Below are 12,646 nucleotides of genomic sequence, written 5' to 3' on the forward strand. Positions count from 1 at the left end.
CTGCATCAAAATCAAATCATTTGGGTTCTACTGAATCATCCGATGTAAAAGCAAGCACAACATAATATTCTTCTACTTCAGCTACAACTTTAGCGATATCCTAAGAAGTTGTTTTCATTTTTATAAAGGCTTTATCGTACTCATATTTACATACTTAATATTTTCAACATTCAAAATATTGCACCCCAGAATCTGTTCACTTAGTTCGGAAAACAGAAAATAAACCATATCATGCTCAGGTACAGCATTTTCATGATCATCTATATAGTAAACTTTACAAATGTTTCCTTCTTCCCACTCTTCTATCGAATCCGCATCAAAATCTGCCCCTTCAATATTTTTAGTCTGCCATTCTCCATCATGGTTTTCATATTCAAGCTCATAAAAAACAGTAGCATTTAACCATTTCGCTTCAAAAGTGGATAATATTCCAGTTTGCTTAATTCCTTCATCTACATTTTGTGAAATTGAACGAATAAGCTGAGCATTTTCAAAAATACCATAAACATAGTAACCACCACTATCAAACATACCGAATACAATCAGCTGATCTAAAAGGCCTAGTTCACTTAACTTCTTGCTCCATTGCTCTTCTTCAAACATTGAAAGTGAATAATCTGCATGATAGATAATTAAATGATCTGATATAAATGCCAAACTATAATTTTCAATAAGTCGTGTATCCAAATATATTTCAGAGCTCTTATAAAGCTTTGTATTATTCAACTTTTCGACCAATGCAACTGCTTCTTGCAGAGTTCCTTTAAACGGAATAATTAGACCACCCGCCGAAATCCCCATTTTCCCACCTATTTATCTCTTTTAAATTCTTTATAATAGTCATTAAGTTTCTGAATAATTTTCTTAAATTGTTTTAAATTTTCCTCTGTATTACCTAATCGTGCTACGTATCTCCCTGATGCAATTTCCAAATCAATTTTTTCATTGATTAAAATGGCTTTGTAAAATAAAGCATTTAAATCATCAAAATTTTTTAGTTTACAATTCGAAAAGTATTCTAGACGTTCTTTCAGTTCAGTATTTAAGATAACGCCATCAACAATAAAACCCTGTTCAACATTAAATACAATGTTATTTCCTTGCAAAAATAGTTCTTCTGCTTTGGCTTCTTTACTCTTAAATAAATTTGTCAGCTTATTCAGCATCTTTCAATCTCAAACTTTAACAATAAATGAAGTTTAATCTGATTTGATAAATGATAAAACTTAGAATGCTTAGGCTATTCTAATAAGTAATAAAAAAAACACCCTTTACGGATGCTTTTTAAACTGAAAATTAAACGCCATATTGCTGTTGTAAATATTTCACAATCGCTTCTGACTCAAACAATTGAGCTCCTGTGTTTACATCAACCAAATACGGCACTTGAATATCATTCTTTTGACGCCCCATCACAGGTATAACTTTTTCACGCTTACCACCTGCAAGCGGAATATATTTACCTGGTTTTAAACGCAGAACTGATGGTCCTTGATCCTGCCAACGTTCTTTTGGAACATTATGAAAAACAAATGGTAACTCAAGCTCAGTTAACACACCACGTACCACACGAGTATAAGGACTTGCCTCAAATCCCCACAATTCCAAAAGTTCTTTTGGCGCTTCCCGATTAATAATTTTTTTATCAATCCATACACCACGCGCACCATTAATCAATGTTCCTGCAAAAGCCACTACAGGATATTTTGGATAATGTGCATATTTTTTCGGTGTCGTACCACTTTTACCGTAATGTTTAAATAAATAATCTACAATATCAACCGACTCATACATTGCTGTTTCAGTATTTTCATCGACAAAATATGGAAAACGTAATTTACCACCTTGTTCTTTGACGATTTTACGGTATTTGGTGCCACCCTTTGGACATGGATACACTTCATAATCCAAGTTCAATAAAGTTAAAACTTCACGTACACGGCGACAAAATGGTGACCCCTCAAACTCATACAACTTTAAAGCTTTTTCAGGTTGAATAGGAAATGCTGTGCCATTTGCCCCTCGACCACCTGCAGTAATTGTAGATGCTAAAGCCTGTACTACTTTAATTTGATGATGCACCATTTTGCTATCCTTGGGTTTTTCTTACCCGGTTTTATCTATCTTATAAATGATCAATCGACCAATTTTTCTTTTGAAACCACAATTCCGTTATTATCTGCATAGATATATTCACCTGAATTGAAGCTTACACTACCAAAATACAATGGCACATCCACTTCGCCTATGCCTTTACGATTACTTTTTCGTGGAATTGCTGCCAATGCATGCACCCCTAAATCAAGTTCTGCAAGTGCATCAATATCACGGACACAACCATAAATAACCACACCATTCCAATGATTCTTCACTGCTGATTCTGCAATCATATCGCCCATCAGCGCACATCGCATAGAAGCCCCACCATCAACCACAAGTACTTTTCCTGTACCGTCAGTCGCTAACAACTCTTTTACACGCGAATTATCTTCAAAGCATTTTACTGTAACAATTTGACCACCAAAGGTTTTACGTGCGCCATAACTTTGGAAAAAGCGTCCATCCATTGACGGAATAAGTATTTGAATATCTTTTTCAGGATTGTCATCAAGTAAATCACAAGTCACAAATGGAACGGGCATGTTTGTTTTCCTTATATCGTTGATTTATGTTGCTGTATGCGTAAATTATCATAAATTTCAAATGGAATATTCTGACTTTGCGCTGCATCGACCATAGTATGAGCCACTTGCTCTGCGGTCACAGGCTTATATTTGAAGGTATCGGGTACAAATTTTGAGAATTTTCGATACAACTTTTGTGTCGCATCTTCAAGGATTCGTGACTCTTCACGCTCTCCCAATAAAAGCGATGGACGGATAATCGACACGCGCTGCAAACCAAGTTGTTGTATATATTGTTCCAAGCGGCCTTTGACTTGATTGTAAAATATTCGTGATGATGGATTGGCACCCATTGCACTCACCAAAAGATAATGTGCATCTGTTTTAGCAATAAGATCTGCAAAATGTGCATTCATCTCAAAATCAATATGATAAAAATTTTCTTTTGAGCCTGCTTTTTTCAATGTCGTGCCCAAACAACTAAAAGCTTGGCTATAGCCCTTCACGTCATCTTCACTTAATAAAAAAGAGTCATGAATAATAAACTGTCTTACCTTTGCGTATTTTTTCAGCGCTTGATCTTCTTTACGTACTACCGCCGTAATCTGCTCACAAAAAGGGTGCTGATTCAGCTGTTTTATTAAGCTTTTCCCGACTAGACCCGTTGCACCTATTACAATTACACTTTTAATCGAATTTGTCATTTTTTAAGCATTCCCCTTTCAATCTGCCTAATCTATCGATTTAATTCGGAAAAATCTGCATCAAAAATGTAGCCAAACTCTGTCAGGACTTGACTTTAGCGCTCCATTTAATCACAATGTGGCACTCGTTTACGGGCTGGTGAAAATCTTCTGATGTTGGTTTTCAGTTGTTATTTCAGCCCGCCCAGACCAATCTAATTCAAGGAGTGCACGAGTGGCAAACTCTGCTCAAGCAAAAAAACGTGCTCGTCAAAACGTTAAAGCACGTAAACACAACGCAAGCTTACGTTCTATGGTTCGTACTTACATCAAACGTACTTTGTCTGCAATCGCTACTGGCGAACATGCAGCTGCAACAGAAGCTTACAAAGCGACTGTTCCAGTAATCGATCGTATGGCTGATAAAGGCATCATCCATAAGAACAAAGCTGCTCGTCATAAGAGCCGTTTAAATGCACAAGTTAAAGCGTTAGCTAACTAATTTATGCATGTGAAAAAAGCCCGCAAGGGCTTTTTTTGTGTCTGTAAAAACAATCTTGGTCATTAATCGTTGAAAATAAAACAGATTCAAACGTAAAAAATTAGCGATTAAAAACGTAATACTAAATTTAAAAAATAACTAAATAATTTCAATTTTAAAATTGTTTTTCCACCATTTTATTATTTAAATTCATTCAAAGCGGATTTGTTTCTTTTGGCTATTATTTTTTGATAACCACTTTATATTTTTTATGGTTTTACATTCAAATTTGACATATTATTTCTATAATTCATTACATTAATAATCTTCGATATGATAAAAATACAAGCAAATACTCCTCTCTTTATAGCAAAAAACTTACTTTGTGCTTTACTACTCACCACATCAAGTCTTAGCTTTGCCACATCAGACGTATCAACTACACAATTTCAACAAGCTGAAGTCTTACTCAAACAAGAGAAGTATGCACAAGCCTTTGAACTGCTTAAATCTGCTGCTGAAGCAGGTCATGTTCCTGCACAAGCTGAACTCGCACGCCAATATATGGATGAAGAAGCTGATTATTTTGATTATGCACTCGCAATGCAATGGGCAAAAAAAGCTGCCGCTGCAAATAATCCATCAGGTATGAATAGCATTGGTTATTTATATAATAATAGTTTCGGCGTTGAAGAAAATAATCCAGAAGCCATGAAATGGTTTTTAAAAGCCGCGAACTTGGGCTTTTCCAAAGCCAAATATAATGTTGGCAAAATGTATTTAGATGGACAAGGCATCAAACAAGATGTGAATAAAGGGCTTTCTCTCATTAATACAGCTGCCAAAGATGGTTATCTTGATGCACAACTCGAACTTGCCGATGCCTATCATCTTGGCTGTACAGAGGGTGTTGAAATTAATGCTAAAAAAGCTCTTTATTGGTATGAACAAGCATTAAAACAAAATGATGCGGAAGCCCAATATCAACTTGGACGAATTTATCAAGATGGCTTGGAAGAAATACAACCAAACGCTAAAAAAGCTGTCGAATATTTAACACTCGCAGCAAACCAAAACCATGCCTATGCACTCAATAGCCTTGGAGTTATTTACCATGATGGTCAAGATAACATTCAAACAGATTTGACCAAAGCTATTGCTTACTACAAGCAAGCTGCTAAATTAGGTAATGAAATTGCTTACGAAAATCTTGGTCTTATTTATAAACAAAGCAATGATATTCAAACTGCTTTAGAGATGTATAAAAAAGCAGGTGAAATGGGTTCAGATGAAGGCTATTTTAATGCCGCTGAAATTTACGATAATAGTGATAAAATTAAAACAGATAATAAACAGGCTTTTAAATATTACAAACTCGCAGCCGAAGCAGGACACGAAGATGCACAACGTCGTTTAGCCGAAATGTATGAGCAAGGAATAGGCACTAAAAAAGATATCAGACAAGCAAAATATTGGCTTGATTTAAGCACAGGCGATGCTGAAATATAATACGATTAACATGTTTAAATCATCAAAAAGTAGGTTAAGACTTTCTATAACCTACTTTTTATAGACCAGTACACGAAAACCACCATTTTTAAATTTTATTCTCTCTAGCACTTTACCACTCTAAGCGCTGAAACTCCCGAATAGACAATGACCCCAACTGACCTCGCCAAACCCATTTCAGTTGACTGTCTGCAAAATCATCTCCCTCAAACCATACAAATAAACCTTCCATCATCTCAGGCCATTCCGATTGATCAATGTGGGTACGTCTTGATATCACTGCAATAATTGCGGCCAAAATAGTGTCGTGGCTTACAGCCAAACTTAAACCATTATTATTGGTTGGGTGAGTTTCATAAATTAATTCAAGTACATCCAGAACACCCCGAATAGAATGTTTCATTCCAGGCAAAGCATTATTAACAAAGCTATTGATAAAACCTAATGCACCTTGCTCACGAAAATAAGGTGCTGCTTGTTTAATATCAAGCACGAAACTACCTGGCTCAACCAATAAGCCTTGTTCAATAATTTCAATATGATGAGTATTATTTTTAGCAGAAACTGCATCTGCACCCTCAATCATCAATGCAGCAGTATCAACACAACGCTGGATTGGACTTGAAATACAGTGCTGAATCACACGATCTGTATTTTCAATCAGGCATTCTCCCCATGCATAGGCAAGTTCTCGCCCCTGAGAGGTCAGTTGTAAGTCATATCCTGACAAACCTCGACCATCCACAATTTCACGCAACGAATGTCGTGTAAATAAGGTGACAGGCACTTGAGCTGTCGGCAGTAAATCCATTGCTCTGAGCATACTTTCAGGCAGTAAATTAAGCGACATAATTTCTCGAATGGCATAAAGGGTCATTCACTATAACAGTTATTGACCGACACTAAAACGTGTAAAGCATGCCACATTTTCATAATTCAATATTGCTGTAAATGTCACACAGAAACATTCTGCAATGCATCTAAAGCGAGTTGTTTATTATCCTCATTCCGATAAGCAATAAAACCTGCATTTAATAAGGTATCTCGTTGATTATAGATAAAAGGTTGAGCATCTAGACTCACCAATCCACCACCAATACTTTCAAGTAAGCCCTGTCCTGCACTTGTATCCCACTCTGATGTTGGATGAAACCGTGGATAAATATCAATTTCACCCTCAAGCATCATACAAAACTTATAAGCACTGCCTGCCTCACGGCGCATAACTGGATTTTCTTGTTCAAGATAATCAATGTATTGCTGATATTTCGGATTTTTACTACTGTGGCTTAAACCCACTTGAATGGCATCTTGCTGAGTTTCTTTAAACTTGTTGTAACGCTCCCAACGCTCCGTCACAAATGAATATTTATAAGGAAGCTCAGTTAAATAACCCAAATACATCACTTGCTCAGTCGGTACAGCAATCACTGAAAAAATGGTTTGATGGTTTTGGATCAAGCTCAAATTAATAGTAAATTCATCTCGTTTATGAATAAATTCTTTAGTTCCATCTAAAGGGTCAAGCATCCAACACATTTCCCACGTATGTCGTTCAGTATTGTCACTTTCTTCGGACAACACAGGCAATTCGGGTGTAATTTTTGCCAATTGCTCTATCAAATACGTATTAACTCTCAAATCTGCTTGTGTGACAGGCGATTCATCATTTTTGCGCTCAATATTAAATGCCTGACCATCACAATAGTTTTGATATTCCTCAAGTAGAATCTGACTCGCCTTTGCCATAATCGGCACAAGTTTTAAAATTTGTTCATCTTGCGGTACTTGAGTTGTTATAAACATAGCAAAAACCTGTCCTAAGCGAAGTGATTCTATCAGCATTATATTTTCTAATTTTTATATTGTAGCTGATAAAAATTCAATAATGTATCTATTGAAAATCTTAGAACATCACTTAAAATTGAGTAAATTTATGATCACTATACGCACGCAAAATCATACTAGTTGAATTCACAATAATTTTATCATCTATAACATACTGCATTTCACTCAATACGATCCTCCGTATCACTCACTCGACTTTACCGTCCTAAAACCAACATGGCTAATCGCTAAATCGCTTTCTTGCGGATGTCGTGCGGCAGCTCTATATCGTGCACAATAATTGTCTGCACACAAGTATGAACCACCTTTAATGGTATAATTATTAAATGCATGCGGTTTATGTGCATGCAATTGTTGCTCTGTCCCCATATGGTCGTCATGGCTACCTACGAATGGCGTTTGGGTGTATTCCCACACATTTCCAATCATGTCATAAAGTCCAAATCCATTGGCAGCAAAGCATCCTACAGGTGCCACACCTGCAAAAGTATCAGTTTGATCGTTATGATATGGAAATTCACCTTGCCATACATTGGCATTTACATGATCTTTATCTAAAGAAGCACTTACATCACGTTGATGACTAAAGGCTTTGGCGGCATATTCCCACTGCTCTTCCGTGGGTAAATCACGACCTAACCATTTTGCATACGCCATAGCATCTTTTAGCGTAATCATGCGAACAGGTTCATGCTCAGCGATGGGTTTAGAATTCGGCCCTGTTGGTTGTTTCCAATTGGCATTGGCTTGCAATTGCCACCATGTTAATTCACCCACTATTTGCGTGGGTGGTGTAAATACAGCAGCTTCACCTTGTTTTTCAGCTTCCGTCACATAAGCTGTAGCTTGAACAAAACTTCGAAATTGTGCATTGGTGACTTCGGTAGCATCAATCCAAAAATCATCCACTTTTCTTTCACTTTTCAGTAATGAACGTTCTTCAGGATAATGATCATTACTCCCAATTTGAAAAGTTCCACCTGAGATTCGTACCATACCTGCATGTTTGTTTTTCAACCATTGTTGCGGTAAACCGTTATAAGCCTGACATTTCTCTAAATTTCCCAAAGCAATTTTGCTTTGCTCAATTGCATTAAAATCCGTTTTGGCATTACAACCCGAAAGTAACACAACGGCGACTAGGCTGAGCACATAAGTTAAGGGAGATTTATTTTTCATGGCATTTACTCAATACGCTAAGTCAAAATATTTCAGCAATTTCATAAAATTCAGCTACGCTATATTCGATAGCGCAACTGAATCTCAGCCAAAAAATGCATCTTTTGGCTTATTTCAAACAATGCTTATTATTCAAGATCGTTATACTGAATATCAAAGTTCTTATCGGTAATGAATAAAAAAGTCACATCATTATCTTCTTGAGCACCATGAAACATGGTTTCACCTTCAGGAAACCATACAAAGCTTCCTGGAGCAAATTCACCAACCGAAGTCACTAAAATGCCATCTAAAACATACATGCCATGCGCACAATGATGCGTATGAGATTTATTCATAAAACCCGCTTTATACCAGGCTTTAGAAATTGACATCCCCGTCATATTGTCTAAAAACAACGGTTTCATAAAAATACTTGCATCAAGTTCAGGAATAGGTAATTCCTGCCAAGTCATACGATTGCTATCCATTGTGATCACTTGTGAATGACTCTCCATGTGAAACTCCTGTTTATTCCATTAAATGATATCAATTTATTACGTTAAAAATGAGTAATGATTAAAATGGGTAATTCGGCGCTTGTGCCTGAATCGTCATCCATTGCCATTGGGTAAATTCATCCACATTTGCAGGCCCACCAATGCGCGTACCATTACCTGATGCACCAAAACCACCAAATGGATTCAGTGTTTCATCATTGACTGTTTGATCATTGATGTGTAATAGACCGACTTTTAAAGATTGTGCCACTTGCATGCCATGACTGACATTTGAGGTAATAATGCCAGCAGACAAACCATAATCGCCCATATTAGCCAAGACGATCGCTTCTTCATCTGTTGCAAATGGAATAAGTACAGCGACAGGGCCAAAAATTTCTTGTTCGAAAATAGGATTATCTTGCGTAACCTGAGACAACACTGTTGGCTCAAAGAATACACCGTTTGCTTTGCCACCCACTTCTAGTTTTGCACCTGCAGTAATCGCACTTTGAACTAGACCTTCGACACGTTGGCACTGTCTTTGATTGATTAATGGACCAATATTCACGCTTGGATCCATTGGATTGCCCATTTTCAATTTTTGGACTTTTTCAACTACTCGTTGTTTTACTGCTTCAAAAATCGATTGATGAATTAATATTTTACCTGAAGTCATACAAATCTGACCTGAATGCAAAAACACACCCCAAGCAATATTTTGTGCCGCAAGTTCAATATCAGCATCATCTAAAATTAACAGTGAATTTTTACCGCCTAATTCTAAAGATACTTTTTTCAGTGTACGCCCTGCACCTGTACCAATAATACGACCTACTTCAGTTGAACCTGTAAACTGAATACTCGCAATATTCGAATCATTGACCAAAGCTTCGCCAACCTCAGCACCACCCGGTAAAACATGCAGTAAACCTTTTGGCAAACCTGCAAGTTCAAAAATGCGTGCGATGACAAAACCACTACTCACTGCTGTACGCTCATCTGGCTTTAATACCACGGCATTACCCAATGCCAAGGCAGGAGCAACCGCACGAATCGCTAAATACAATGGAAAATTAAAAGGTGAAATCACACCAACTACACCTAGTGGCAGACGCTTTGCCAAACTGAATTTTCCATTTTGCGTTGGAAGTACTGAACCTTGAACACTCGATGGTAAGGTCATCGCATTTTTCAGCGCTTGAATGGCTAAATCGGTTTCAAAACTTGCTTTCATGACAATCGAACCACTTTCTTTAATCAGCCATTCGATGATGTCAGCTTTATGATCAATCGCCACTTGAATTGCATTTTCAAAAATTTGTGCACGTTCTTGGTATGACAATGCCCACCATTTTTCTTGAGCGATTTTCGCTTGTTGTGCAGAGTGCTGAACATCACTTGGTTGAGCATAGCCCATGACACCCAATGGATCGCCTGTTGCCACTTCAGTCACCGCATAGTTTTTTTTTGCGACTGTCCATTGACCATTAAAAAAACGATTTTCCCAAATTTCAGTTGCTAATATACTCATTTTTCTATCCTTAACTCATTGAAATGTGATCAAAACACAATCACGATTTACGTCGAAATCCCTTCCAATATAGGTAAAAACCAATATATTGTGTTAGATATATTGAATATATGCATATAGCATGCCAAATTTTATTTTTATAAAAATCATAAACATATGAAATGTGATATTTTATTGTCTATATTTTTCACACATCCTAAAAGCAATCTGTCCAAATCCTAGACACTCTATTTTTGCTTTTTCACCCGCAACAAAAAATGAAGTAAATAAGTATGTAGTCACTGCGCTATCAGCATCAATTTAGATATTTATAAACCGTTGATCTTGAAATATTAAGTCGCTTGGCAACCTTCGTCACATTCATATTTTCTTCTTGATAAACACGTTTAATGGTTTCTCGTGTTAATCCATCTAGGTCTGATGTTGACTGAATCTGTAAAGGTGTTGTCACTTGCCCTTTATCCTGTAACAGTAATTCGGTGATCATTGAATCCTCTGAAAAAACCGCGGATACTCTCAGCACATTCATTAATTCACGAATATTCCCCGGCCATGCATAATTTAAAATCTGCGCTTTAACTTTGTCTGAATAGCGATAATCCCCTAAATTTTCCAAAATAGTATTTGCAATCGTGAGCTTATCATCCCGATCTCTCAGCGGACTCAACTCAATTTCATAACCCCGAATACGATAATATAAGTCACTACGAAATAATCCTTGATCGACTAAATCTTTCAAGTTTCGATTGGTTGCGCAAATAAGTTTAAAATTAGATTTTAATGCAGTTCGACCACCAACTCGATAAAACGTATTGTCTTGCAACACACGTAAAACTTTGACTTGTAAATGAATAGGTAAATCACCCAATTCATCTAAAAATAAGAAACCGCCATTTGCCATTTCTACCAAGCCAATCTGTCCTTTAGCTTTTGCACCAGTAAAAGCACCACCTTCATAACCGAATAATTCAGATTCAAGTAAATTATCAGGAATTGCACCGCAGTTAATTGAAATAAAAGGCTGTTTTTTAAATTGATCGTGAATTTGTTGCGCTAAAAACTCTTTCCCTGTCCCTGTTTCCCCCGTAATTAAAATAGGAATATCCGCTTGAATGGCGCGGATGCATTTCTGTAATTTAACATCTGCCACTTGAGTCGTATTTTTTTGTGGATGAATCACTTTGGCATAACAAAATGCATGATCATTTTTCTTCAATAAATGGATATCATTGCTGTGATGCATAATTGATTCTATATTGACAAAAATTTGATTAATTTCAGTGCCTAAAGCATCTTTCACCTGACAGCCAATCAACTGACTTGCCACCTGATTCATATGCGTAATATGACCATTCTGATTAAATGCAATTAAACCTGAATAAGCACCACCGATTAAATCGGGAGTATTTTGAAAATATAAAAAATACTTTGCTTCTTGTGTAGTACGAATAAATTCATTTTCAAATTTATAAGACTGATATAATAAATGATTCAGCCAATTCCCTGTTGCAATTGAAATTTTAGAGGTAATATCTAAAGCACCAAGAATATCGCCTCGCCCATTAAAAATAGGCACAGAAGCACATGAAAATGAAGAAAATTCTTTTAAATAATGCTGATGCCCATTTAAAGCAATTGGTAAACGTGAATCTATACTGCAAATCGGTGCAATCGTACCAAAGTTTTCCTCTGAGACTACTCGACCTACTTTCAGAAATTCATATAAACTATCAGTAGAGTCATCATGTAACTCTTTTACAATTAAACCCATATTATTAATCAGAAAAACACTGATACTTTGTTGTTTATATAAGTTAAAAATATTTTCGAGATAAGGCTGTGTTAATCGAGCAAGCTGTTGATCATCATAACTTAGTGATTGAATCTCAAAATTTTGTTTGTTAATAATAGAATTATATGGAGTCAAACCTGCATTTTTAGCTTTTTGCCATGAATCTAGAATGGGCAACTGATCTAGTTCAAGTTCAGGTCGAATACCTGATTCAAAAAAATCATACTTTATGCTTTCCCATGATAGCGACTCAATCAATTTATTCATAAAAATCCCTTTAAGAACATTATATAATGATCGATAGATACAACAAATAATCATTTGTATTCAATATCATTGCATAAGACAAATTTATTTATTTCAAATGATGACTTAATGTTATCTATAGATTATAAAATAAATAGGAATACTTGATAATAGTCATTTAAAGCATAATTAAATACATTTAAAATCTATATATAAAATTAAAAACAAAGCATTGATAATCAATTCATATATTTAATATTAAGCACATACC

General features: G+C 36.1%; 13 protein-coding genes. 2 read left to right on the top strand and 11 right to left on the bottom strand.

What is annotated here, in order from left to right:
• Nucleotides 1-120: 120 nt before the first annotated feature.
• The 5 genes from ACK1JC_RS03605 to ACK1JC_RS03625 form a co-directional block, all read right to left on the bottom strand.
• Nucleotides 121-801 carry a hypothetical protein gene (locus ACK1JC_RS03605; RefSeq protein ID WP_409510485.1) on the bottom strand — a complete coding sequence of 227 codons (681 nt, stop codon included), beginning with the start codon at nucleotides 799-801 and terminating at the stop codon, nucleotides 121-123.
• Nucleotides 802-809: 8 nt separating this feature from the next.
• Nucleotides 810-1,166 (bottom strand): hypothetical protein, encoded by a 357-nt coding sequence (locus ACK1JC_RS03610; protein ID WP_409510486.1) that lies wholly within the window; start codon nucleotides 1,164-1,166, stop codon nucleotides 810-812.
• 130 nt (nucleotides 1,167-1,296) lie between these two features.
• Nucleotides 1,297-2,085, bottom strand: coding sequence for a glutathione S-transferase N-terminal domain-containing protein (locus ACK1JC_RS03615; protein WP_409510487.1), 789 nt, complete (start codon nucleotides 2,083-2,085; stop codon nucleotides 1,297-1,299).
• A gap of 50 nt (nucleotides 2,086-2,135) precedes the next feature.
• On the bottom strand, nucleotides 2,136-2,642 hold the full coding sequence (rraA, locus tag ACK1JC_RS03620) for a ribonuclease E activity regulator RraA (protein ID WP_409510488.1): 507 nt from the start codon (nucleotides 2,640-2,642) through the stop codon (nucleotides 2,136-2,138).
• A gap of 11 nt (nucleotides 2,643-2,653) precedes the next feature.
• Nucleotides 2,654-3,328 (bottom strand): NAD(P)H-binding protein, encoded by a 675-nt coding sequence (locus ACK1JC_RS03625; protein ID WP_409510489.1) that lies wholly within the window; start codon nucleotides 3,326-3,328, stop codon nucleotides 2,654-2,656.
• A gap of 214 nt (nucleotides 3,329-3,542) precedes the next feature.
• On the opposite strand from ACK1JC_RS03625, the gene rpsT reads away from it, so the two are divergent.
• Both rpsT and ACK1JC_RS03635 read left to right on the top strand, forming a co-directional pair.
• Entirely contained in the window at nucleotides 3,543-3,809 is a 267-nt protein-coding gene (rpsT, locus tag ACK1JC_RS03630) for a 30S ribosomal protein S20 (RefSeq protein ID WP_409510490.1), read from the top strand.
• A 312-nt stretch (nucleotides 3,810-4,121) separates the two neighbouring features.
• Nucleotides 4,122-5,297: a hypothetical protein gene (locus ACK1JC_RS03635; RefSeq protein WP_409510491.1), complete on the top strand. Its 1,176-nt coding sequence runs from the start codon at nucleotides 4,122-4,124 to the stop codon at nucleotides 5,295-5,297.
• Nucleotides 5,298-5,409: 112 nt separating this feature from the next.
• Here the strand turns inward: ACK1JC_RS03635 and ACK1JC_RS03640 are convergent, their stop codons facing one another.
• The 6 genes from ACK1JC_RS03640 to ACK1JC_RS03665 form a co-directional block, all read right to left on the bottom strand.
• Nucleotides 5,410-6,147 carry a histidine phosphatase family protein gene (locus ACK1JC_RS03640; RefSeq protein WP_409510492.1) on the bottom strand — a complete coding sequence of 246 codons (738 nt, stop codon included), beginning with the start codon at nucleotides 6,145-6,147 and terminating at the stop codon, nucleotides 5,410-5,412.
• A gap of 104 nt (nucleotides 6,148-6,251) precedes the next feature.
• Nucleotides 6,252-7,103, bottom strand: a complete 852-nt coding sequence (locus tag ACK1JC_RS03645) for a 3'(2'),5'-bisphosphate nucleotidase CysQ (RefSeq protein ID WP_409510493.1) — start codon at nucleotides 7,101-7,103, stop codon at nucleotides 6,252-6,254.
• Between the two features lie 225 nt (nucleotides 7,104-7,328).
• Entirely contained in the window at nucleotides 7,329-8,324 is a 996-nt protein-coding gene (locus ACK1JC_RS03650; protein ID WP_409510494.1) for an SUMF1/EgtB/PvdO family nonheme iron enzyme, read from the bottom strand.
• A gap of 128 nt (nucleotides 8,325-8,452) precedes the next feature.
• Nucleotides 8,453-8,821 carry a cupin domain-containing protein gene (locus tag ACK1JC_RS03655; RefSeq protein WP_409510495.1) on the bottom strand — a complete coding sequence of 123 codons (369 nt, stop codon included), beginning with the start codon at nucleotides 8,819-8,821 and terminating at the stop codon, nucleotides 8,453-8,455.
• Between the two features lie 61 nt (nucleotides 8,822-8,882).
• A complete protein-coding gene (locus ACK1JC_RS03660) occupies nucleotides 8,883-10,337 on the bottom strand; it encodes a benzaldehyde dehydrogenase (RefSeq protein ID WP_409510496.1) in 1,455 nt (484 codons plus the stop codon).
• Nucleotides 10,338-10,632: 295 nt separating this feature from the next.
• On the bottom strand, nucleotides 10,633-12,396 hold the full coding sequence (locus tag ACK1JC_RS03665) for a sigma-54-dependent Fis family transcriptional regulator (protein ID WP_409510497.1): 1,764 nt from the start codon (nucleotides 12,394-12,396) through the stop codon (nucleotides 10,633-10,635).
• Nucleotides 12,397-12,646 lie beyond the last annotated feature (250 nt).

The organism is Acinetobacter sp. TY2, from assembly GCF_046269225.1.
Lineage (GTDB): Bacteria > Pseudomonadota > Gammaproteobacteria > Pseudomonadales > Moraxellaceae > Acinetobacter.